21 protein-coding genes are annotated in these 22,853 nt (G+C 37.2%); 5 read left to right on the top strand and 16 right to left on the bottom strand.

Annotated features, from left to right (window positions below; genetic code table 11):
• Positions 1–250: 250 nt before the first annotated feature.
• The 4 genes from ATS74_RS14765 to ATS74_RS14750 all read right to left on the bottom strand — a co-directional run bounded on the left by ATS74_RS14765 (position 251) and on the right by ATS74_RS14750 (position 2,833).
• Positions 251–1,408 carry a hypothetical protein gene (locus ATS74_RS14765; RefSeq protein WP_161936779.1) on the bottom strand — a complete coding sequence of 386 codons (1,158 nt, stop codon included), beginning with the start codon at positions 1,406–1,408 and terminating at the stop codon, positions 251–253.
• 293 nt (positions 1,409–1,701) lie between these two features.
• Positions 1,702–1,938 (bottom strand): helix-turn-helix domain-containing protein, encoded by a 237-nt coding sequence (locus ATS74_RS14760; protein WP_058549639.1) that lies wholly within the window; start codon positions 1,936–1,938, stop codon positions 1,702–1,704.
• 294 nt (positions 1,939–2,232) lie between these two features.
• A complete protein-coding gene (locus ATS74_RS14755; protein ID WP_058549638.1) occupies positions 2,233–2,601 on the bottom strand; it encodes a hypothetical protein in 369 nt (122 codons plus the stop codon).
• Between the two features lie 88 nt (positions 2,602–2,689).
• Entirely contained in the window at positions 2,690–2,833 is a 144-nt protein-coding gene (locus ATS74_RS14750; protein WP_235592021.1) for a hypothetical protein, read from the bottom strand.
• Between the two features lie 140 nt (positions 2,834–2,973).
• Here ATS74_RS14750 and ATS74_RS14745 point away from each other — a divergent pair, with 140 nt between their 5' ends.
• Both ATS74_RS14745 and ATS74_RS20045 read left to right on the top strand, forming a co-directional pair.
• Positions 2,974–3,249 (top strand): helix-turn-helix domain-containing protein, encoded by a 276-nt coding sequence (locus ATS74_RS14745; protein ID WP_058549636.1) that lies wholly within the window; start codon positions 2,974–2,976, stop codon positions 3,247–3,249.
• A 57-nt stretch (positions 3,250–3,306) separates the two neighbouring features.
• Entirely contained in the window at positions 3,307–3,459 is a 153-nt protein-coding gene (locus tag ATS74_RS20045; protein WP_165722308.1) for a hypothetical protein, read from the top strand.
• On the opposite strand, the gene ATS74_RS14740 is transcribed toward ATS74_RS20045, so the two are convergent.
• Positions 3,452–4,066, bottom strand: a complete 615-nt coding sequence (locus tag ATS74_RS14740) for a Fic/DOC family protein (protein ID WP_058549635.1) — start codon at positions 4,064–4,066, stop codon at positions 3,452–3,454. The two genes, ATS74_RS20045 and ATS74_RS14740, sit on opposite strands and share 8 nt — an antisense overlap.
• Before the next feature lie 557 nt (positions 4,067–4,623).
• On the opposite strand from ATS74_RS14740, the gene ATS74_RS14735 reads away from it, so the two are divergent.
• Positions 4,624–4,845 carry a hypothetical protein gene (locus tag ATS74_RS14735; RefSeq protein WP_058549634.1) on the top strand — a complete coding sequence of 74 codons (222 nt, stop codon included), beginning with the start codon at positions 4,624–4,626 and terminating at the stop codon, positions 4,843–4,845.
• On the top strand, positions 4,838–5,719 hold the full coding sequence (locus ATS74_RS14730) for an integrase (protein WP_058549633.1): 882 nt from the start codon (positions 4,838–4,840) through the stop codon (positions 5,717–5,719). Before ATS74_RS14735 ends, ATS74_RS14730 begins: the two co-directional genes overlap by 8 nt.
• A gap of 105 nt (positions 5,720–5,824) precedes the next feature.
• Here ATS74_RS14730 and ATS74_RS14725 read toward each other — a convergent pair whose 3' ends face one another.
• The 3 genes from ATS74_RS14725 to ATS74_RS14715 all read right to left on the bottom strand — a co-directional run bounded on the left by ATS74_RS14725 (position 5,825) and on the right by ATS74_RS14715 (position 12,491).
• A complete protein-coding gene (locus tag ATS74_RS14725) occupies positions 5,825–6,439 on the bottom strand; it encodes a hypothetical protein (RefSeq protein WP_058549632.1) in 615 nt (204 codons plus the stop codon).
• Between the two features lie 940 nt (positions 6,440–7,379).
• Positions 7,380–11,078: a YobI family P-loop NTPase gene (locus tag ATS74_RS14720; protein WP_058549631.1), complete on the bottom strand. Its 3,699-nt coding sequence runs from the start codon at positions 11,076–11,078 to the stop codon at positions 7,380–7,382.
• Between the two features lie 156 nt (positions 11,079–11,234).
• Entirely contained in the window at positions 11,235–12,491 is a 1,257-nt protein-coding gene (locus ATS74_RS14715) for a tyrosine-type recombinase/integrase (RefSeq protein ID WP_058549630.1), read from the bottom strand.
• 488 nt (positions 12,492–12,979) lie between these two features.
• Here ATS74_RS14715 and ATS74_RS19965 point away from each other — a divergent pair, with 488 nt between their 5' ends.
• Positions 12,980–13,141: a hypothetical protein gene (locus ATS74_RS19965; RefSeq protein ID WP_161936778.1), complete on the top strand. Its 162-nt coding sequence runs from the start codon at positions 12,980–12,982 to the stop codon at positions 13,139–13,141.
• 17 nt (positions 13,142–13,158) lie between these two features.
• On the opposite strand, the gene ATS74_RS14710 is transcribed toward ATS74_RS19965, so the two are convergent.
• From ATS74_RS14710 to ATS74_RS14680, 8 genes are read right to left on the bottom strand one after another with little or no spacing between them, the layout of a single operon-like run.
• Positions 13,159–15,684 (bottom strand): host specificity factor TipJ family phage tail protein, encoded by a 2,526-nt coding sequence (locus ATS74_RS14710; protein WP_058549629.1) that lies wholly within the window; start codon positions 15,682–15,684, stop codon positions 13,159–13,161.
• Entirely contained in the window at positions 15,668–16,063 is a 396-nt protein-coding gene (locus ATS74_RS14705; RefSeq protein ID WP_058549628.1) for a hypothetical protein, read from the bottom strand. Before ATS74_RS14705 ends, ATS74_RS14710 begins: the two co-directional genes overlap by 17 nt.
• A gap of 2 nt (positions 16,064–16,065) precedes the next feature.
• Complete coding sequence (locus ATS74_RS14700; protein WP_058549627.1) at positions 16,066–16,557, bottom strand: DUF1833 family protein; 492 nt, start codon at positions 16,555–16,557, stop codon at positions 16,066–16,068.
• Positions 16,554–19,682 carry a hypothetical protein gene (locus ATS74_RS14695; protein ID WP_058549626.1) on the bottom strand — a complete coding sequence of 1,043 codons (3,129 nt, stop codon included), beginning with the start codon at positions 19,680–19,682 and terminating at the stop codon, positions 16,554–16,556. The genes ATS74_RS14700 and ATS74_RS14695 overlap by 4 nt, the downstream gene beginning before the upstream one ends.
• 2 nt (positions 19,683–19,684) lie before the next feature.
• On the bottom strand, positions 19,685–20,155 hold the full coding sequence (locus ATS74_RS14690; RefSeq protein WP_058549625.1) for a hypothetical protein: 471 nt from the start codon (positions 20,153–20,155) through the stop codon (positions 19,685–19,687).
• Positions 20,152–22,275: a hypothetical protein gene (locus tag ATS74_RS14685; protein WP_058549624.1), complete on the bottom strand. Its 2,124-nt coding sequence runs from the start codon at positions 22,273–22,275 to the stop codon at positions 20,152–20,154. Before ATS74_RS14685 ends, ATS74_RS14690 begins: the two co-directional genes overlap by 4 nt.
• A 3-nt stretch (positions 22,276–22,278) precedes the next feature.
• Complete coding sequence (locus tag ATS74_RS19905; RefSeq protein WP_016899812.1) at positions 22,279–22,473, bottom strand: hypothetical protein; 195 nt, start codon at positions 22,471–22,473, stop codon at positions 22,279–22,281.
• A 44-nt stretch (positions 22,474–22,517) separates the two neighbouring features.
• Positions 22,518–22,853: a hypothetical protein gene (locus ATS74_RS14680; RefSeq protein ID WP_058549623.1), complete on the bottom strand. Its 336-nt coding sequence runs from the start codon at positions 22,851–22,853 to the stop codon at positions 22,518–22,520.

The raw sequence follows: 22,853 nt of genomic DNA, 5'->3' as shown, positions 1-22,853 counted from the left end.
TTGTCCGGAATACTACAATTACCACCAATTCAATCAAGGTCGAATGATGATCTGCAAATGACACAAATTTAACAGTCAGGTCTAACGTTCGACTGTCCGCTTTTAGGCTCAAAGCAGACCGTTAGAGAATTTCTTCTCAACAACTGCAATTGGCACTAAGCGGTCGGGGCAACTAGTCCAGAAAGTTCTAAGCTGTATTGCCACTGTTGCATATTTTGCTGTTTAATTTCAATCTAAGTGCCCTGTCACATTATGTTATCCAATATCTTTTAACTGTTCTTAAACTAAGATTAGTAAAAAGTGCAACAGCCTGTTGAGTTGGTTTGTTGCCCGTTTCTTTGGTTATTTTTTTAACAGTTTTTTTAACAAGCTGCTGCGAATTACTTCGCTTTTTAATCGCAGTGTCTGTAGCTGCTTTTTTCTGCCTCTCCTTAATTTCATCGCTTGATAACTTCACTTTTGACTTAACATTTAAGTATTCAGGGCAAAAGCCGAACAAGTCTTCCAGGTAATCAGCTAGAGTCTCTTTTCTGTACTTATAGTGTGTTGTTTTTGCTGTTCTAGTTAAACTAACAAGCTCTTCTAATGATAAACCAATTAGTTCATCATTTATTTTTGTTAGCTTTTCAAATGCGGTGTTTTTATTCAGATGTTGAAACGCAACAAACAGGATAAACGCTGTTTTATCTCGCTTACCCTTTGGCACCCCACCCTGCTTATAAAAGTGGTTTTGAATACTGTTAATACATTTTAGCCACCATTCTTTAATGCTATGACCGTAGCGTTGGTGACCTGGTTGCTTTGGTTGCTTTGGTTGCTTTGGTTGCTTTGCTATCTTATCTCTGGGGCTTGAAGCTAAACTAGTTTTGAATTCTAGTTGTGATTTCTCTATATCCTTCCGTAAATGACATAGATCTAAACACATCAACAGTTCATCAAATGTATATTTAGTACCAGAGCCAAAATACCTGGCATGCAATCCTGTTCTGCTGTGAACAGACCCTGGGACGCGCAAAAAGCCGCTAATTCTTTTTGTAGCCATAAGATCTATATGCCAAAAACTCTCTGACGTTCCAAAACTCTCAATTAGACTTTTAGCGATTTGTTGCCATATCAACTTGTTAATTGCGACTGCATCTACAGGATTGTAAATCCAATAAAGATGTATTCCACCTGAGCCAGAAAGGACATAGCCTGTTGGCGGCGGTAGCTTACTCAGTTTTAACCTATTGAATACTTCAGGAACAATTTTAGCCTCTGTCCTTCTAACATCAAATGGATCACATTTATGATTAAGATCAATTTCAATCCAATTCGCTGACAGTAGAGCAAGGTTGCTTTCCCTAGGCCAACTAAAAAATTCGTTTGGAGTGTAATAGCAGTCTACTGATTCACTTGTACTATACAATACTCCTCGAACAAACTTACTAGTGTCCCGTCTAAAAGCTCGAAAATCGGTTAAGCTTTTTGATTTACTGTTCCCAAGTAAATGAATAAATTTTTTAGACTTATGGCATTTACTTAGTAACCCTCGAACATATTTAGGTGTCTTAAATTCAATTAGAGAATAAAACTGACTCGGATAGGCAATAGTATATTCTGGCCACTCGAATTGTGGCCTTATTTTAAAGGCAAGCATATAATATGAAAATGCAAAGTGCGTTTGGGGTGTCGCCGGTCAAGCAGCCCCTTTCGCCTTCCTTACACCTCCACTCCTTCAAAGCGAGCAAGCCATTGCTCAACTGTTTCGCGTTTAAACAGGCGAACTCGTCCCAATTTAATAGAAGGTGGAGCTAAACGTTGAACTTGATAAAGGTTGGCATCTTTTCCAGACTCAATAGCCTTGCGCTGGGCGCTCAGACGATTATTAATTGTGCCTGTAGATAGGTGTAAAAGCTCTGACAGCTCTTTTACTGATAAGATCTCTGATGACTGCATATTCGCTCTCCAATACGTAAATTAGAGCAAAGAGATGCCACATTGCTCTGTGAGCCGTGGACTTGCTAGTACATATAATTAATATATGCGTACCCTAGTAACCTCTTTTCTACGTATTGAAAGCAGCCCCGAACATTGGGCGCCTGTTTTTTATTAACTTTACTATGTTCTGTGGTAAATCTTTTTATCTCTTTGCATTATAAGTAAGCATAATGACTATGCTTAAGATGAATTTAAATGAGATATAATGATAAATCAAGTGAACTTGAGGAATTAAATTGCTCTAAGGCTCTGCTAATGAATTACCGAGCGCTGGATTTTTAAACTATCACTGCAATCATCACAAAGCATAAGCATCCACTTAAACACTGATTGAACATGTGCCTCAGGGTAGTAATTATCAAACTTCTTCACTTTTTCTGATCGATTATAAAACGATGAAAAAGACTCTAGTTGTATATCCCAAACCTCTGATTGCTCGTTACTATAATCGTAAAACATGAAGTCTAAGGTAAGTAACTCACTAAGTACTTGTGCTTCATTAAGCTTACTTAGGTTATTTCTAATCGATAATAACTTATCACGGCTATTATCCTGACCTTGCAGTCTGATAAATAAAAAATCAATCGCGGGTAAAAATGAATAAACGTTAAAATTAATCATAAAAAACTACGCAGCTTTTCAACTGCGTAGCCTGTATTTTGTGTAAAAACCCACTTAACAATTGCACTTAACAAAGCAACTGTCAAAACTATTTGTAGAACTCACCACGACTATGAACGTCACGCGCTTCTTGCTCTGTGTAGCTATCACCACAATGATCGACATTTCCTGTTCCATCATTGTATTCATCAATGAACTTATCTTGCTCAGACTTATCATCAACATCCAGCAAAATATCAACCGTCACGGCTCCTATAAACTTAACTGCTTTCCACAACATTTGCTTCACTCGCTTCTACCTAAGTATTCCTTAGTATCGTGAACACATTAAAGCTAAGAAACTCTTAGTTTTCAAGTTAAGAATTAAATATAATGAAAACGAATGATGGTTCACCGTTTCCAAAACGGCTAAAAGAGGCAAGACTAGCAAAGGGACTTTCGCAAAAAAAACTAGGAATACTGGCAGGTATGGATCAGTTCGCGGCGTCGCCTAGAATGAATCAATACGAAAAAGGCGTACACTCACCCGACTTTCAAACAGTGCGCGCGTTAGCTAAAGTATTAGTAGTACCAACAGCTTTTTTTTACTGCGAAGAAGATAATTTAGCCGCTATAATTCTTAATCATAAAACTTATAACGTTAATTGATAACATAAGGCTCTAGGTGTAGAATTAAATGTAGACGATTTATTCGAGGTGGTAATAATGAGTAAAGATAAGAAAAAAATCACAAAAAGTATGATTTTGAGATCTGTTGCTAGTTCAACTGCCATTGAAACTGGCGCAACAGTAAAAACAATAGAAAAAAGGTTAAAAGCAAATAAACTTAAATATGAGTCTCTTTCACTCGCTATTTAATTATATCTTTCACGAGCCTTTCAATGTGTTGATAATCTCTGTTTACACCCGCTTGAATTGACTTGATGTAGAAATCTTTATGCTCATCCCACAAGCTATAATCAAGCGTTCCTTTTCCAGCTTTGCTACACAAAAAGTCCATTAACAGACGGCTTACCCTGCCGTTACCCTCACGAAATGGGTGAATTAGAATAAACTCAACATGGCTCTGAGCTAAAAATGACACAAGCTCTTCATCGGTCATTTCTGGTAAGTTATTAAATCGAGATAAATACTCATCTTCAAATACGCTAATATGCCTTTCAATTTGCAGAGGTGACATAAACTGAAATCCACCTTTGCCCATATCAACGCTTCTTATTTTACCTGCCCACTCGTATACATTACCTAGCCATTGTCTGTGCCAATTAGCAACATTTTGAAAAGAAAAAACGTCTTCTTCTGGCTCTGGCGTTGTAAATATTTTTTCATATAGTTTAACTAAAAGAATAGCCTCAACATCATCCATCTCTGCTGCATCAACAATCGCTAACTTGTTCGCTAAAACTAGTTTTTCAGACCCTAGTTGATATTGCGCTTCAATAGAATCAGTCTCGTATTTAGTCATTTAATTACGCCAGAAAATGATTAGTGTAAAAGTGCTTAACAACCAATGCAAGTAACCTTGGTGTAATAACTTTGCCAATTTATGTGATTGTTTAATAATTTGAAACCAATTTTAATAGAGGCATCATGAGCAATAGCCTCTCCTTAAATATTGGGGCTTCGCCCCTGTCCCCCGCTATGTCGAAGCCGAAAATCGGCTTACACATAGCGGGGGACGAAACATTTACACTCTTATATGCAGGTTTTATTTGCAGATTGAAAAATATTTCTAAAGTGGTAATCTTATTGTTACTGAAGCTTTAATTAGCCAGAAAAAAACAGGCGCTATTCTGCTGCCTTCAACACGTAGTAACGAGGTAAATGCTATCTTTTTAAAGGTAGTAACCAATCAAAAACGGCGCACTCCAGCTGCTGACAACACGTAGATATGAGGTTAATAATCAGGCGAGATCAGTCCGAGCCTTTCGCATATGCGAAAAACAGGGGCGAATAGGCTTAAGTGCCGCTGAGCTTTATTGCCAGTCAATCTTACAACCTTAATACGACTGGAGTGATCCCATGAAATTCGATGCACTAATCGAAGTCCAAAAACTAAAATTTGAAAGCAAGCTAATCGCTGGAAACCGTAAAAAAGCATCTAAGCTTGATAAACATAAATTTGAGCTAATAGAAATTTACAAGCAAGGGTCTAACATTGTCGAGCTTCAGCGCTGGCTAAAGCGTAAAGGTATAAATGCTCATTGGTCAACAATTCAAAGATGGATTAAAAAACATGGCTAAATTTGCGAAACCAAAAACTCAAGCACACAATGTCATAAAAGGGCTTACAAAAAGTAATCTTATAAAGTCTCTTGGAACTGCCAGAAACTACGAGCAATCACTTAACACCGTTGCCTCTTGGGCTAAAGATATTGGCATAAACGGTATTCAGGCAATGACCATCGAGCAAGCTCTCAATTATTTAGATTACCGAAAAGAAATAGTGGGTCAAAAATCACTGGATATGGAACGCCAAGCTATACAAGCAATGATGAGGCTAAACGGCAAACTTAAAGATAAGCAAACACTCCCTGTTATTAAATCAATTAATCAGCAAATTCTTAAATCACGCGCCTACACCACAGAGCAAGCACAAATAATAAGTAAGCACCAAACGTCTAAATATTCATTATCAACACAAATAGCACTCTCTGCGGGGCTTCGTGCACATGAATTGTTGACCATAGCCAAAGTTGAAGAACGCAAAGCAGATAAACGACCAGCTTTTGATTCAAAATGGTCTGGTAGAAACGGCGTGCTATATACTGTAACAGGAAAAGGAGGTTTAACACGCGAAGTCCTAATACCTCACGATTTATCAGCTAAATTAGAACTTCGTAAATTTAAACAACCTGTCACCGTTGTTGATAGAAAAATAAACTACTTACAGCGGTACGATATTGGAGGTGGTAAAAAGTGGTCTGATTCATTTAATAAAGCATCAAACCGTACTCTCTCTTTTTCCAATGGCGCTCACGGCCTAAGACATAGATACGCACAAGAAAGGCTATTTGAATTAATACTTAATCAATTCCCATATCAAATAGCATTAGAGACCGTTTCACAAGAAATGGGGCATTTTAGGCCGGAAATTACAGAGGTATATTTGCGATAAACGAAAAATTTTTGGACACATAAGCCCCAGAAACCGTAGGTTATAATTTTATTTTGATTTTTTTACTTCATACTATCGAATTATTAACGCTAAAAGTAATTAGTTCTAACTTCCATCAGTTTGCTCTATATTCAATTGCTGCAATTTGCTTGCAATATCGTCTGCTGTCGGTGCTGTGGCAGTAAAATAAAAACTGACCAAACCGATAATGAAACTAATAATAGTCAATAGCCAAGCTCGATTTGTTTTTTTTCTGAGTTTAATCTCTTCAGTTTGCAGTTCAACATATTTATTCAAAGCATGGGAGATTGGTGCAAGTATGCTTTTATCACTTAACAGATTTGAGCTTTCCGATAATTCCTGTAGTCTAAGCATAGATGGCTTAACTTCTTCTGGAAGATTATCAAGTGGCTCCTCTTTTTCCAAATCTAAAACTAAATTTTTAAGTTTAGAAAAGCCATCTTTATCGTTAATTTCACCATAAATACCATATAATACTTTTCTAGATTGGCTTGGCGATAAATTAAATGCTTTCCCAATACTTATAATATCGCTCGCAGTAAGATCTATTTCTGAGTTTATTTTTTGCTTCAGATTACTCTTTAAAGTTGACTTTCTTCTTTTTTCTACAGAAAGAGCAAATATTGCAGACCCTAGCCCAAAAATCATTGCTGCTATATAGAGAGTACCTAATATTAAATTTAGTCCGTCTTTATCCATTAAATCAAATTTCCTTTGCATATATACTTAAATGAGAGGCAGTTGAAGCTATTTAAAATTAGCGCGACTAACGATAGTTATTAATTATGTTTCCAGCTTGATAGGCATATTTTTCTCAACGCTATCTAATAAGGAAAGGATATCTTCAACAAATCGCTCTAACAAATATTTAAAGTCCAACCTTTTTTATATTCAATACATTTAAACTGAACCGCTATTTTATACTCGAAATCAATTAACCCAGCAGGTGCTACAGTTTTTGAGCGTGAATTATGCATGAATTATCTTATCACAAACTTGTTTCTGAGCTGCTGTATTTCTATCAATTTTGCATCGTAGTAAAACCAAGCCGAATCTGGTAATTCTAAATTTGGACGTTTAATGACATTTTGATAAAGGTTAACTCTTATTGCAATAAAAAGGCTTAGAAGATTGCTGGATACTAGGTTATGAAAAGTATCTTCAACTCTTTTAGACATAACCAATCGAGATGTTGAGGATGAAAGGCTACTAGTTGTTAAATCTAAGCCGTGACAAATTAAGCACAGACGTCAAATCTCATTAGAATCCTGTTTATGGTGATCAAAAATATCGCGCATTAAAGTTACCTTTATAACTGAAAGCGTATTATTGAGAATTCTCGTTAACATTCCAAAATATTTATACTAAGACCCTTTCCTGATTACATCAAATTTACCCAAAGAAAAACCTATTTTTTAGTGGTTAATATATAGGATTCACTTTTTCTCAAGAAAACTACATACAACTTATCACGATTCCACTCAGTCGAATTTTGACCTATTCAACAAGTAATTATAGCTCGCTACTAACTAGAAGTTATATATCGACTTTAGTCCCTCAGAAGCATTTCACTGTTTCGGTTTAGAGATAGTAAATATACAATAAATTTTATTATGTTTTTATCTATAAGGTTCAATAACTACCTATGTTTTTTTGTATTGATTTTTACAGATGAGCTCCCTTCAGTTATAGATGATATGAAGTTTCTTTGCTTCAGAGCTTCTGCTAATTTCAGGTTTAAAATTGAAACATCAAGCTTCGGATAAGTACCGTATTTCGTTATATTAGAATAAGGTTTTGAGAGCTTATCAAGCACAAAAAATGTTTCATCTTCATCCCAAAATTCGATGAACTTCAAAATTAGGTTTATGGATAAATCTATGTCCTCGATTGAATAGCAAACCCATTGCATTAATTCATTATCTATTTGGTTCAGATCGAGAGCATTTTCTTTAAACAATACAGCTAAATGGCGTGCTAATTTTGAATTTAGGCTTAAACTTTCTCCACCCCAATTCAAATCATAAACTAATTGAATTTTATAATCATCACTAATATCACTGACTAATAAGTTCAGAACTGTATCATTACCAACCTCATATTGAACCCTGTTTTTCATAAATATATGAATATTATCCAAAATAAAACAATCTAAAAACTCATAATCTTTAGCAAAATAAAAAGATTTTTCGTTAAAACTTACAGCTTTATTTTTAACTAAAATATTCAATTTATTTTCGTTAATATTTGAAGAGAAATTAGTATACTTCCAAGGTAGATTCGAGGTTAGTAAATCATAATTTCCATCTGTAATATCATCACTTTCATAAATAAAACTTAATATCGCAGTCTGTGTTTCATTTAAAATATCTTTAGGCCAATTACCTTGGCTTAATTTATCTGAATAATAAGTCTTATTAAAGAGCTTTAAAAACGTCTCCTTTTCAGCTAGCTCTGACTCCCACAGTTTAACTATGTTATCCCAGCTTGCAGTCATTTTTTCTTGCTCTGCAATCTCTAACCAGAAGTCAATAGGAACAGTGCGGCAGTCAGATATTACTATGTCCTGCATGATTATTAGATCTACTCTTTGAGCTAATGATAAATACTTGTTATTTAATAACTTTATAATGCATTGCTCTGATTCATTTATATTTGAGTCAAGATTTCTAAGCACATTATCAAAGTAATCAGAAATATTTTTCTCTATGTAGGATTTAAGTGATTCTAGGTTAGATGCCTGTATAGTAGTGTAGTTAGCGGTTTTTTTAGAGCTATCATTAGGTCTTTCGTTCTCTAATATATAGCAAATGTTACTCTCATTTATTTTATATATTTTGTTTTCTTTTACATATAAAAACCAATCATCAAACTCATGCAAAGAAGTAATGTTTACGACCTTTAAATTCAACTTATTAAAAATTTCAGATTTCATTAAACCTGATAATTCTCTCGATATCACTTGAGTAAAGTTATCATTTAGATACTCACTTAAAACATTGTTAAAATTCATTTTTTTACATATAAAGTTAATATCTAAGTACATCAGAATCTTTCTTATATGCTCAATACTTGCATCTCGACATATCACATCTTTTGCATATGAAGGGTTGAATTCAGCATATTTTTTAATGAAAAAATCTAATTGTGTAGAGTTAGCAAAGAAAGTCTCAAAAAAGTCATCCATTTCATGTAGATGCTCAGTAATATAGTCAAAAACTTGATCGAGCTTGCTTTTGAGTTCATTTTTTATTAGGTAGTCGATTAAATAAACATTTAGAATATATGAATTGGAAAAATCACTTTCTCGCAGTTCAGCACAAACCTCTTTAGGGTTGTCAATTGGATGAGTTACCTCGGGTTGAGTATGACTTCTGATGCTAGTTATAAATTTCTGGTCATTATGCGTTTTTCGCCCTTCATAAAAGTTAGAACTATATAAATAGTAATTTTCATCTAAATAACCATCAAGAATTAAGTATCTAAATAAACTTTTATCACTCTTTAATACTGGCTTAATTTGACTTCTACCGTCTTCGTGAACTTCAGACCCATTTAATATTGAATCAAACTCTTTAATATTTTGTTGTAATAAAGCTGCAAGTTTTAGTTGTGGTAAATGAGCAACCTCTCGTTCTACAGTTATTATTTTATCCCTTAATTTCTGTTGTTGATCCAATGATTTACTTTTGATATTTCTTTCTCTTTCGTCAAATGTTTTATCCGGATCATGTTCGTCTTTTATTTGCTGCAAGGTAACTGTCTGCCTGTACCAATTACCGTTATTATGACTGCCTCTAAGTAAAGGATCATTATGATTCAAAAGTTTGTTTAGCTCTTCTATTGTTCCAATGTTGGCTAACTGAATTAGTCCACTTCCATTATGATTAGGGGAATAAGCAGTTGCGCCTTTATTTCTCATTGAAAAAAGACCCAAGTATAAACTTATAAGCTCAGCTATAGATTTTAAATTTTCCTGCTTAGATTTTTCTAATTGTTGCTTTATTGATTTTATTTCTTGTAGTAAAGCAAGTTTTCTGGTTTCCAATATCTTGAATTTTTCCCTACATAAAGTAGCTAATACTCCTTCGCCATGGTGGAGGTTTTCAAAGTCATTTGGATAAACATTTTTATAAATAACCACAGCTATAAGCTTGATGGGATCTGGAGCGTTATTTTTTAATTTATCATAATAAATTTCAAATTCATTAAAAATATTATGAATCAACCTCATATCATCTAAATAGTTAGATACCTCTTTCAAGAAAGGAGAAAGTTTTATTTTTTTATATACCTCCGACTCAGTGTTTTGTAATCGAGAAGTCAAAATTCTATCTAAAGCATTCGTTGAATTGATGACTGGAATAACCGGTATAATTAAATCAAAAAATTTAGCTCTATTTTTATGCATAAACATATCATCCTTTAATGCATATAAAAATTTAATATTACCGTTGGTCCCATCGTTATCATTGACTAACTTATTAATTTCTCTTAATTTCACGAAAATTTCAGGGCTGCCAAATCGATCTAGATCTTCAATTACTACTAAGTCATAATTATTAGCCACTTGGAAAAAATAAATTATTTCGTCTAAATATCTATTTAAAAAAGAATTTTCATTATCTTCACCAGTCTCCACCTCAAAGTTTTTTAAAGATAACTTCTTGAAACTGAAATTACTTTTTAACTTTAGGAAATCAGAAAGAAACAGAGTTGGTATAGAGAAAAGAAATATAAAGCAGACAATTAAAGGAAAAACAGATGGCCAGCTATCTATTAATGTAGCGATCTCAAATGGATATGCTAGGTAAACTAATAATGCAAAAGAAAACCATATTGAGATTAGACATGCGTTTACAAAAGATTTTTTTTGATTTGGCACTTTTATTCGCTTGAATCGGCTATGTGTGAGTATTCCAGAGTCAGCGCCATAAAAAATTTGTTGGATAATACTGCGTTCAATGAGCCGATCTTGTTGAAGTTGCATCTCTGGAGATAGTGACTCTTTGTCTTCTTTGAAAGATGCTAAAGAGATATTTAAAAATTTATGAGCGGAATATTTCTTCTCAAATGATTTAATTATGCTACTTTTTCCAGAACCATATGGACCGGTTAAGGCGATATTTTTAACCTTACTATTTTGAAGAGCTTTCTCTATTGCTTCAAAATAAACATCACAATCTTCGGCCTCATCATTTGGTGTTAAATCTACCAAATTCAGATTCTTATTTATTTCAACTTGTTCACTTTTGTATTTTTTTAAACTGATAAGCAGCGCAGATAGCAACTCCACAAGTATATTTATTGTTTTATTTTTTATTTTTTGTAATTCCATCTACTTTATCTGTTCTATTTTTATGTTAGGTTCATAGTATTTAATTAAACTGTAAAGTACAAATATTGCTTTCAAGCAATAGAAAAGTGTTTTTTAATTTCATAGTAACTTTAAATCACTAATAAGCTGGAAAAAGAATCTAAACACTTAGTTATTCTATAAAATAACTTTGCCTCCCCACTTTTCCAAAGCTTTGCGACGCTTTTCCATATATTCCTGCATGTTGTAAACGCCCTGCACTCCTTGCAATTGATGATTCAGTATTTTTTCAATCACTATAGGGTCAGTCCCAATATCAGTATCACCTAAACGAGTCGCAACTGTTCTTCGTAAATCATGAGGTACAAATTTTGGCACTCCTAATTTATCTAGTTTACGGCTAATGGATCGTGACAGTGAATGCCTATCAATCGGTTGCTCACCTGGGCCTGATTTATTAGTTGTTGTACTCGGAAATACATATTTAGAATTAAGGTAGCCAAATGCTGCACGCAACTCATCAAGCAAAATAACCATATTTTGAGTAATTGGCACTTTATGAGTTCTTTCGCCATCTTTGTTTTGCTTCACTCGCTCGGCTGGGATTGTCCATATCATTTTATCAAAATCAAATTCTTGCCATTGTGCGCCTGTGACCTCTATTGGCCTACAACCGGTTAAAGTAATACATTTCAATGCGTAAATAACTTGTTGGCTTATACCTAGCTTTGGTAAGCGTTCAAATACTTGAATAACTTCTTCAAACTCCAGCGCTCTGGTTCGCGACTTTTCAAGGCCACCTACACTCTTCTTTTTAACTGTGCTGATTGGATTACCTTGGATTAAATCTCGCTCAACACCAAAATTAAACATTTGCTTAAGGATAGATAGTGTTTTATTCGCCTGCGTTTTAGCACCTCTATCTGTTATTGGATCAAGAACTTTTTTGAAAATTTCACGGCGGGTTATTTCTTTAAGTTTATAGTTGCCAATAAATGGCAAAATGTCTTTTTCAAACATTCTTATTACAGGGTCTACACCTTTACGATTAGCTTTAATATCTCTTTCAATAAACTCATTCGCAAGAACTGCGATTGTCGGCGAGATGCTTTCTTGCTTTCCAATCAGCGCTGCTTTCTTTTTTTGTAAAAAAACATCAATACCGCGCGACACATCACCAATATACTGCTTAGCAAGCTGCCTAGCCTCACTCACTGTTATCACCGATGAGTTACCTAAGGCTAATCTCCTTTCTTTCGAACCTCGGCCTCCTAGGCGGTAATACAGATAATATACCTGTGAGCGCTTTCCTTCTTTATTTGGCTTACCAATATTTAAATAAAAACCGGAAATCTCAGTATCATTGATTTTGGTAATTTCCAAAGGGGTATTTTTGAGTATAGATTCAGTTAATTTTACTTTGATTGACGCCATTTTTCGCACACCTAGAGTTAAGTCAAAAATTTTGTCGCACACTTATCGCACGAGCTGATTTGAGCTCACTAAACTTCACGTTTGTTCACTAGGTATAATTTAAAAGCTTAATCCTTTCAATAGCAATAACTTACAATTACTTTGAATACTTCACTGTAGAACACTTTTAGCCACTTTTGTACACGATAAAGCACAGGTGATTTTTATGGGGTGGCAGGGGTCGAGAGTTCGAATCTCTCCATACCGACCATTATTTCCCCTTTAATATCCTGCACTTACACCAAATTGAAATGTAACTTCTAAAAGCTCATTTGTACTATATTTGTATTATATTTGTATTATTTGTTTTTACTTTCTTCCCAGAACACACTCTCAAGCATAAGAAATATTTATTCGCCAGATCAAATAAAGATTCAGCAGTAGCTAAAATTGAATTCGCATATTACGATGTTTATGATTAGATAATAAAAAATATTTAGGGAGAAACGATGTCAGGAGTTCTAAAAATTATTGTAGCGTTATTTTTAATAGCGCTAATCGCTGTGCTAACCATTTACGGTAACATCATTGGCTTTTTAATAGGGTTAGGTATTGCCATTGTCCTTAACGGCATGTTCAATAGATGGGACAAGAAAAAAGAAAGCCGCTAATCTGCGGCTTTTTGTTATTAAGAATATATGGGTGGAATAACTATATTTTCTTCGCTTGGTGCGGTGCTATCGTCGTCTAAATAGACTCTATCATCGTCTAACTCTGCGGTTACGCTTACTTGGTCTGTGGATGATGGTTTTATATCGCGAATTAATACGCCGTTGCACCAACGTTCGTTGATACCAAACATGTACAAAGGTGGTTCTATTGAGCCGTCAAATACTGGCGTGAAGTCTAGGTCGTCATCAATTATCACTTCGTTATTAGCACTTCCTTTTGTAGCGTTGTATGGGCCGGATAATTTACCGTCTGGTTTTCTGATCGCTAATATATGCTCCTCGCCTGTTTGCCAGTCCAAGCCATCATCATCAACAAATATTGAACGGCCATTAACTAACAAAACCCTACCTGTTTGTTCAAAGCCTGGTATATCGTCGGCAAGTGCACAGTAGTCTAAATAGCGTGAATTGAGAGCATCCATTTCTGTTTTAAAGTCAAAACGTGTACGGCGATAGCGACGACTACGGCGCTTACGCATACCATATTGATAAGCTTTGTCTCGATTTGTAATGCCAAATGCTCTTACTTTTTCAGGATTAATCCCCAAATCACCTGGTAATAAACACAGGATAGTTTCTGACTTCCATGTAATTGGACTGAAGTATTCCACTTCTATACCATCGGGTTCGTCGTCATCAATCAGTTTTATAGAGCGCTTTAGCATGCCTATGTAATTATCTGGCTGATACATGTGCTTATAGATAGTTCGCTTTTGGTCGCGCACAGGGGTGATTTGGCCATAGTCAATGGTTGGCTCGGCAAAGCCAACAGCAAGCACTCGCTTTAATACTTCGAACATGGTGCTTTCGCTATCGAATACTGCATTAAATTCATCTCCCCTTTCATGCCAAATAGCGTGTAATGCTTCTATTGCCTCTAAACCTATTTTACTATCTGCATGCCCTGCACTTTTTACTACATGTGCAAAAAATGGAGCTATATCTGTGGTGGGCCTTGGCTCACTCCATACGCCATTTTCAAAAACAGGTAAAACACGCGTGGCAATAAGATTAAATTTGTTTTCAGCAGAGCCTGCTAAGTTATTGGTACCACGTATTCTGACTGCTAGGGTTGTCATGCCATCATACTTTGTTGCACTTTCAAGCTCGGCTTTTAATGCTGTCCAATAAACATCATCATATATACGGGTATCATCACTTGCTTGTGTTGTGCGCTTTACTCTGACTTCAGGCCGTATTTTTTCAGGTAGGGTTATTGGTATTGTTTCACCTAGTTGGTCATTTGTTGCATTTGAAAATAAAATAGTTGGAGCTTGTAGCCATTCAAGCGCACCTTCGGCTCTATACTCAACTAAAATATTAACTGACCGATTTTGAAAATTACCGTCATCGTCTAGCTCTCCCAATCCCCTAGGCATTGAAAAATCTAACCATAATTGATCAGTTACTTCTCCTTCTGGTACAGCAAAAAATGGTCCATTAAACTCACCATCGCCGCCCCCGTCTTCAGTAAATACTTTTGCATAAGAGTTAGATTCAGTTACAAAGCCCGTCCAAGTTGTATCTTCTTGATATTGCCCATCTAACTTTTTAAGCTCATTGCCTTGAGTGTTTTTATCAATTATTTCGTAATAACCATCGTTTTCAGGGTTGTTAGCATATTGAATTTTAACAATTTCGCCTTCTTCAAAAGGTAAAGCCGTTCTATGTTTGAAATTACCTATCTCTGGTTCATACTCTTCTTCAAAGGCAATTATCTGCTTACCAGAAAACGAGTAGCTATATGTGTTATTTTCGCCGCCAGTGCTGGTTATTTTACCTTTCAACTCAATACCCGTACTACCTGATGTTGAGCCTACTTCACTTGAGGTATAAACATTACGATGTGCTTCATGAATACTTACATCGTCACCAGGGCCGAATATTTCATAGAACACATCACCTGTGTAACTTTTAACTGGTGTATTGGCGATAAACACCTCTTCAGGCAATATTTCATACTCACCACTGCCGACACTTAACATTAAATAAAGCCACTGCTCGTTATCAATATACTCACGGCGCGGCATGGTTAAGTAGTCGGGGTAAATTAAATGGCGACCAGCTGCTTCTGGAATAATACCCATCAAACGAGGTTTGTTACCTTGCGTGTTTACATCATAAATACTACTGCCGTCAGGAGTCGTTGAGTTATAGTTATCGGGAATTTGGTTGGCTGTATAAACGGCATAACCTACGGCTACAATTGCAATCACAGCATAAGCAATTGTTGCAGGATCTTTAGCTTCAACAATTAACTTAATGTCGTCATTGCTTTTAAAAGTATAGGTCACCCATTTGCTAGGAAGTAAATGACTGTCGTTAATTGTTACACTAAATAAGGGCTGTTCACGCTCATAATAGTCAGGTACATTTTTCTTTAACCAATCATCTAGTGTTTGACCCACGAAACCGATACAGGATTCGAATAAATCAAGATCAAGTTTGTTAGGGTAAACCTTAATTTCAACCTGTGTACTCATAAAACTTAACCTCAAAAAACAATCGCTTAAAATCAGCGATTTTGACAATAGACGGGCCTTTTTTTCGTGATGTATGCAGTATTTGTAACTGCCCATCAACAACCACACATAAGCCCATATGTATTAAACTTTGCCCCCTAAAACCACATGCAAGCGCCTGCTCTTTTGGTTGGCAAGGTTTAAACTGATCAACAAGCTTACTGTAGGCGTTTGTTAAATTGGTTTTGTCATCGGCTCTTACATGGCCGAACGATTTAAATAGCGGTTTACCAAATACATTGTGCAGCACAAGACGTGGCTGACCCCAACAATCAAGGCCAGCCATATCTCGACCACCATCAACGTAAGGTACGCTTAGGTAATCATTTATATGGTTCATAATTAACTGAAGTATTTGAGCCCTGGGGCAATGGATGGAGTGTAACGATTTTTAGGCCAAGCTTTATTTACTAAATCATTAAATGACGCCACTACATTTAAACTTAGCGCTGTGGCCTGAACATCAACCGCTTTCATTTCAACAGCAGGCTCTGCAGGTTCTGTTAAGTTGCTCGCTGTATAAACACGGTAAATAACTTTAATTGGAATACCCGCATCAATCGCTTGTTTTACTTTGGTTAGTGCTTCACCAGTGACATTATCAATTTGAAATTGTAAGTCTTGGCGACCTTTTACGCCGCGAGCAGGAAGTGACACACCCATTCCGCTGGCTAAAAAAGTGACCATTTCGCCCGCTTCAATCCCTGCAGTTATATCATCAAACCCGTCGCAAATTCTCAGCTCCCACAGGGAATCGGCTTGAAGTTCTAATGTGTGGATTGGTAGGTCATTAATTGGAGCGCTGGCGTATACTTTCTGAAGGACTGTACTCATGTTACCAAATCGCCATTTTTTACAATTATCTGGCCACCATCTAAAGTTCGCTTAACTACAGAGCTACCCATATCTGTGCAATTTCTTAAAACAACTTGACCTGTTTGTGCAGAGTAGGCAGCGACTAATGCGAGTTCAGAGTGACAATTTATTAATTCTAACTTTGCATTTTCATCACGGCTAACTACGTTAACGGCGTAATTGAAGTTATTCCCGATACTAACACAGCAAATGCATACCATCTGAATACCAATACCTAGCTCTTCAGATACTAGATCGCCAACAATAGAAAAGCCTTCACCAGCATAGTTTGAGCCTCTAGCTGATTGACCGTTATGCTGAGCAATTGCCCCATAAAGGGTTACATGTGAACCATAAGACGTTGCAATTCCCCTGTCACCATTAAACTCGAATAAGCCGCCGTGGTAGGTTCCTTCACTTCTTTCGTGAAGTGAGTCCCCATCGTCATAACAATCATGAGACCATTGATCAAACAAAACAACACTAGAAGCGAAGGGCAGTCCTACGCCCGTGTATTCTGTATTTGTATTGTGTCCATTGCCACCATCATTGCCAGCCCCTGCGTATTCGCAGCGATATTCAAGCCCACGCGTCTTCCCTCGGTCAACACCATTAGAAGATGAACCTAATGAATAACATTCGTAAAGTTCGTAAGAATTACAACCCTGAACATTAAATCTTCCATAGAATAGCTTTATACCTCTTGCAACTAAGTCTACACCGCTATGCTGCCCTGCAAATAGCGAGTTCGTTGTAGGGATATAATATTCGTATTGGTTTGGATCATCGCTATCTATAGGATGTATATATAAACGGTCTGTCAAATAAAACCATGAGCCGGGTTTTAATGAGCAATCTTCAAGAGAGTTTGCCTCAAGCAATTTTGATGAACTCAATCTGTGTGTGCGGCCGCGTTGCAGTGGGTGCCTATCTTCAATTGATATTTCACCGCTTTTCCGGTTGTGGTGCCATAGATATTTACTCGGTGATATTTCGCATAGCTGGCTATAAACATTTTCATAATCAGTTGCAGCCCAGTTTTCTTTCAAAATATCTCGATCATAAATAATTCTAACTTCATCAAGTGTTGCGGCGCAAACCTCAAATCGACCGCTAACAGCTGACAGGCTAAAGGTTAAATTCTTGTGTATTCCATCTAAAAGAATAATTCGACCACCATTTGGCAGTTTTCTTAGTGCCGCCGCTCCACTTTGCATTGGCGATGCTTTAGTTCCTGCATTACTGTCATCACCATTTGGTGATAAGTAAATGGTGTTTGATAGATCAATTTGACTGCTGCTGCTGTAGTAAGAGCGGTAAACACATCCAACATTCTCTTCTGTCAAAGTGATGTGTTTGAATGTAGCGGTTTCTTGAGCACCTGCAGCCCAGTTTACGAAGCGAAATTGTACTTTTTCAGTACCTTCCGGAACTGTAATAAGAGAGTTTATCTTTTCCCACTTGTTGGCCTTAGTTGAGGGGAATATATTTCTCGAAAGTTCTGCTCGGTCTTTGTCTAAGAACAATACACCAACCTCAGCAGTCAAAGCTGTTGATTTCATTGCCGCTGATAGGTAAAACTGCGCTGGTAAAGTTAATGAGTCAATCTCGTATCGAATAACATCCGTTGTGTCATTACTATCAACAACTAATGTTGGGTCACCAAAGTAATCAACAGCCGTAGATGCACCCGTTGCATAGGTTGTATCTTTAAGCTTTAGTTCAGGGTCAATCCAAAAATCTAAAAAGTCACGTGCTGGTATGCCTTGTAAGTTGCTCGTTTCACCTTCTGTTATATACGGATTACAAAACATAATTGGCTGGCCTTTGCCCGCATCCAAAAGCAGTACAACACGAAAAGCATCTTCATGAACATCTATACCTGAGAACTCAATGTGTAAATAGCTGTTGCTATCATTAACGTCAACTTCTAAGGCGCTTGGGATGTTTTTTGTTTCTCGTGATAGCTCGGCACCATTACTTGCATATTGAAGCAATAATACTCTTGGTGATATTTGTCCTGAAAACTTATTGGTTAAAGTCACCCCAGCGCTAATTTTATCTGAGAATAAGCTATTTGTTACTGTTATATTTACTGTCTGGGATGACTGCAATAACCCATGCTTACCACTAGGCCCAGTAACTACTGGTACTTTTGATTGAAGCCCATTTATTGTTATGCCTTTCCAATCATGGGGGTCTTTTATAAAGTTTATTAAATCAGCACCTGAATATCTTTGTGTCTTGGGGCCTAGCAAAAGAGATTCAACGTTTTCTTTAATCGATAGGATTTCTTTGTTTAATAAATTGCTCGCTAGTGATTCACTCAATATTTTTATATTGCTAAAAATCACATCATCTTCAGTCTGAGCCACTGAGTTACCTGTATATCTAACAAGTCTAAATACACATGAAAAAGCATTGCTCGGCTTTAAACTTTGCATTTTCACTGTTTGAAAACCTGCTGCAGATGCCTTTTTTTTGTGTCTCACTATTTCTTGGTTACTTTCATCGTAATAAATAAATAAGAACTCGGCAGCCTCAGGGCTATTAATATTTATTTGTGAATATAAAGTACAGCTTTCATTAATTGACTCTATATCTAAATTGTAATCAACATAAATAAGCTGATCTGAACTATGTTTAAATGTTAACTCATGACTATTATTAATCGGGTTATATGATACGTTTTTTAGCGCGTCAGGATGTTTTGTTTTTACGTATATACCGTCAAAAGCAGAATCCAAAAAAATATTTGGGCGTATATCTTTTAATAGCTCTTCAAAAAAAGAAAGCTCAGTTTTTTCCCAATTGCCGTTGTCGAACCCATAAACACCATTGTTTTCTGGGGTATCTTTCCATACTTCAGCTAGCTTTGTTATATCAACATCAGGGTCATTAACAAGCGATGATAGGGTTGTATAGGCTTTTCTACCTTCAACTAGTGCATTAAGATTAGCGAGCTGTTCTTTTATCGATTTTGATATGCTGCTTTTAGTCTTCCCATCGACAGATGCCGTTGCATCATCATCGCCAAATATAACTGTTTCTAACGCATCAATACTCGACTGCAATCTATCAATCAACTGTAAAAAACTGGACATTTTTATTCCTCATAACTTTTAATAGCTGCTTCAATTGAATAAACAAATTGTTCTAACGTCTTTGGTAGAAGTAAGTTTTTTGTCATTATTTCTTCTGAAACAGATTCGCGTTTTTTAACTTCTATGTTGGCTTGGTAATTCCAAAAGCCACCGTTGTAGGTACATGACTCTAAGGGGCTGTTAATGAAACGCACTTCATGTTCTATCAGCCCTTGTGGAGTGCGAACTGGCATTAAAAACCAATTAACAGCTTCGTTAACAACGTGTGTAACAAACCCTTCGAGTATTTGTGCTTGGTATTTATTAAGCTTCCAGGTTGCGCCCATGGTGGTGGGTACTGACTGAAAACGCTTTCGCTGGCGGGCGCGGCCACTTGCCATATCTGTGCGTAATAAATTAGAGTTTTGTGATAATCGGTGGCTTGAAACGAGTGGGAGTTTTAAATCATTCGGGTATTTTATTAACACACTCATACTCCCTGCCGTTGTATGCCATAGGTGTTTTCAAGCGCAGAGGATGCATCGCCACCTTGGCGGATATTACTTACAAATATGTTTATGACATCTTCGCCATTAAGCTGACTTCGACTTTGTGAACCTGCACGGTTGACATCTTCAATCACATTTACTGTGACACTAGAGCCCAAGCCTTGCCCTTTTGTGTGATCAACAACGGTTTCTTGAGGATGTAGCATGGCCAACTGGCCGCCTTTGCCATCTAGACCACCGCTTCGTGGGCCATCCCATGTATAACCACCACCATCGAAAGAGGCTAAACCACCCACTTTTGCAGCATAAAGACCACCGGCTGCTATAACGACACCTGCAGCAGCTGCACCTAGAACAGGCCCAACATAGGGGATGTCAGCGAGCGCACCATAAGCTTTCATTGCGGTGTCATAAGTATTAGTCCAAATACTTTGCATTGAATTTCGCTTTTCTTCATCAAGCATGGTTTCGCCAATGGCCATAGCTGATTTGGCATAGCTGGCGTTTTTACCTTCCATACCATCAAAGTAACCGCTCATTACATTAAGCAACCCGTTATAGCCTTCTTGCATCATTTGGTTTCGCTGCGTTTCACCTTCGGCTAGCTTTTCTTGGTGCTCGCGTTCTTTTTCTTCCCGAGTGGTAAGCTGCTCTTGCTTAATGATGCTTATATTTTGCTCATGCTGGGCTAATGCTTGCTCTTTGGCTGTGTTGTACTCTGCTTCTATCTCAGTAGTGATGAGGTTTTTATCACGTAGTAACTGAAATTCACGTTCCATTTCTTGCTGTTTACGCTCAAAACGACGGTTCTCGAGCTCTACTTCTTTGCCATCTTGTGCTAATTGCGCATCAAATATTTGTTGGTATTGGCTACGAGCTGACTCAATTAGCTTTTGTGCTTTTTCATTCGCTTCTTTAGGGTCCGTGTTTACCAGTAAATCACTAAGGTCTTTCTTTTTTGGGTTGTTTACTTGCTCTTCTGCTGCGGCTTGAAACTTGTCTTGCACATCAGCAATCCAAGTTTTTACTTTTTCTGATGGCATGGGTGCCATAGATAAGTCACTTAGCTCCTTAGCTAGTTTGTCAGTTGTAGCTGAAAATGAATCGCCAAATGATTCAAGTTCTTTTAAACCTGAAGACTCCATATCTAAAGCTTCAAGTACTGGATTTATTGCCCTGGCAATATTTGCAAATTTTTGTACTGCTACATTTGCAAGTTCAGCAACACCTTGCCTTAAAAGCAAAAAAACAACTTGTAAACCACGGCCCATATCACCTAAAAAACCAATGCCTGTGGCTACTTTAGTAACTACTTGCTGAGCAATAGAACCAAAACCACCGGCTTCTTTTGCTGATTCGGTCCACATATCTGAAATAGCGCCAATAATAGGCGCTGTTTCAATAGCTAGTGTTTGGCCAAAACTGTGTGTGGTTTTTTGAGCTTTATCGAATGCATCGTTTGCCATTTCGACTTTAGCGGCATCGATGCGATCGAACGTCATACCCAGAGCATCGGCTTCTTGCATCATGGCGGTTATGCCATCAGCGCCAGCGTCCATCACGTTGATCATCTTAGCGCCCGACTTACCCATTAAGCTTTGTGCTAGGTAAACCTTTTGGCTTTGGTCTTCAACGCCTTTGAGCTTGTCGGCAATCAGTTTAAATTGCTCTTCTGGCGCCAGGCCTTGCAACTCTTGAACCGATAAACCTAAACCATCAAGCGCATATTTAGCTTCACCAGTGCCTGTTTGCCCCACTTGGCCTAGGTTTTTTTGCATGGTTTGCAGTGATTTATTTAGCTCTTCGTTGGAAGCACCATATAAATTAGCGGCATGCTGCAAACCACCTAACGCCTGCGTGGTAATGCCTAGTCGGTCTGCGGTTTTGGCTTGTTGATCAATAAACTCTGCGTTTTTAGCATAAATAGAGGCATACGCGGCAACTCCTGCCGCACCAAACCCCGCCATAACTTTAGCGCTACCGCCTACCAATTTACGGGTTTTATCAGCCCACGATGAGGTTTTTTTATTGGCTTTATTGAGCTCAGCAGTCAGCTTCCCACTTTTACCGATTAAATCGATAGTGAGCGTTGCAATTGATGCCATGTGTTAATTTCTCTTTTGTTTACGCCAAGGACAGGTATTTAAAAACGCTTCAGCTTCGCGGCGTTTTTGCTCGTATTCAATTTTTCGTTGTTCGCTTCTGTCGAATGTCAGGCCCATTTTGAGCCCTTGATGAACCAAGCGCAGCTCCAATTCGTCAGCTGATAAGCGTTTATGAAGATCGTAGAGTGAGCAACCCAAGCTATCTGCTAGGTTGCAGAGCGCTTGTAACTCAGGTTGCTGTTTTAGTTTTTTTCAATCGCCTCAAGGTTCTCTTGAGCAAGGTTAGTGAAAAATAACCCAGTGGTGTGGATCATACCCAGCTGCTGCATATCAATAAGATTAGGCAGTTTAGCGGCTTCTTTATCGTCAAACTTGCCATGCAGCATGTAGTACGTATTGCGCTGCGCCATTTTCTCAAGCTTTTTAGGGTCGGCGTGTTTATCGCTAAATAACTCACGGGCTTTTACTTCATCCATTGCCGGCAGTCGGTGTAATACAATTTTGCCTACTCCTTCAATGTCAAACTCACGGGAAGAAGTAGGTAACTTCCCCGCCATAATTTGGGCTGCTGTAATCAT

Source organism: Pseudoalteromonas sp. H103, from assembly GCF_001469205.1.
GTDB classification, from domain to species: domain Bacteria; phylum Pseudomonadota; class Gammaproteobacteria; order Enterobacterales; family Alteromonadaceae; genus Pseudoalteromonas; species Pseudoalteromonas carrageenovora.
The sequence above is the reverse complement of the archived record's forward strand: the minus strand, read 5'-3'. Positions and strand labels throughout refer to the sequence as shown.

Bases quoted from the DNA above. Each gene is read 5' to 3' on its own strand.
- ATS74_RS14760 (WP_058549639.1), bottom strand. From the start codon at position 1,938: ATGCAGTCATCAGAGATCTTATCAGTAAAAGAGCTGTCAGAGCTTTTA.
- ATS74_RS14755 (WP_058549638.1), bottom strand. From the start codon at position 2,601: ATGATTAATTTTAACGTTTATTCATTTTTACCCGCGATTGATTTTTTA.
- ATS74_RS14745 (WP_058549636.1), top strand. From the start codon at position 2,974: ATGAAAACGAATGATGGTTCACCGTTTCCAAAACGGCTAAAAGAGGCA.
- ATS74_RS20045 (WP_165722308.1), top strand. From the start codon at position 3,307: ATGAGTAAAGATAAGAAAAAAATCACAAAAAGTATGATTTTGAGATCT.
- ATS74_RS14740 (WP_058549635.1), bottom strand. From the start codon at position 4,066: ATGACTAAATACGAGACTGATTCTATTGAAGCGCAATATCAACTAGGG.
- ATS74_RS14735 (WP_058549634.1), top strand. From the start codon at position 4,624: ATGAAATTCGATGCACTAATCGAAGTCCAAAAACTAAAATTTGAAAGC.
- ATS74_RS14730 (WP_058549633.1), top strand. From the start codon at position 4,838: ATGGCTAAATTTGCGAAACCAAAAACTCAAGCACACAATGTCATAAAA.
- ATS74_RS14725 (WP_058549632.1), bottom strand. From the start codon at position 6,439: ATGGATAAAGACGGACTAAATTTAATATTAGGTACTCTCTATATAGCA.
- ATS74_RS14720 (WP_058549631.1), bottom strand. From the start codon at position 11,078: ATGGAATTACAAAAAATAAAAAATAAAACAATAAATATACTTGTGGAG.
- ATS74_RS14715 (WP_058549630.1), bottom strand. From the start codon at position 12,491: ATGGCGTCAATCAAAGTAAAATTAACTGAATCTATACTCAAAAATACC.
- ATS74_RS19965 (WP_161936778.1), top strand. From the start codon at position 12,980: ATGTCAGGAGTTCTAAAAATTATTGTAGCGTTATTTTTAATAGCGCTA.
- ATS74_RS14710 (WP_058549629.1), bottom strand. From the start codon at position 15,684: ATGAGTACACAGGTTGAAATTAAGGTTTACCCTAACAAACTTGATCTT.
- ATS74_RS14705 (WP_058549628.1), bottom strand. From the start codon at position 16,063: ATGAACCATATAAATGATTACCTAAGCGTACCTTACGTTGATGGTGGT.
- ATS74_RS14700 (WP_058549627.1), bottom strand. From the start codon at position 16,557: ATGAGTACAGTCCTTCAGAAAGTATACGCCAGCGCTCCAATTAATGAC.
- ATS74_RS14695 (WP_058549626.1), bottom strand. From the start codon at position 19,682: ATGTCCAGTTTTTTACAGTTGATTGATAGATTGCAGTCGAGTATTGAT.
- ATS74_RS14690 (WP_058549625.1), bottom strand. From the start codon at position 20,155: ATGAGTGTGTTAATAAAATACCCGAATGATTTAAAACTCCCACTCGTT.
- ATS74_RS14685 (WP_058549624.1), bottom strand. From the start codon at position 22,275: ATGGCATCAATTGCAACGCTCACTATCGATTTAATCGGTAAAAGTGGG.
- ATS74_RS14680 (WP_058549623.1), bottom strand. From the start codon at position 22,853: ATGATTACAGCAGCCCAAATTATGGCGGGGAAGTTACCTACTTCTTCC.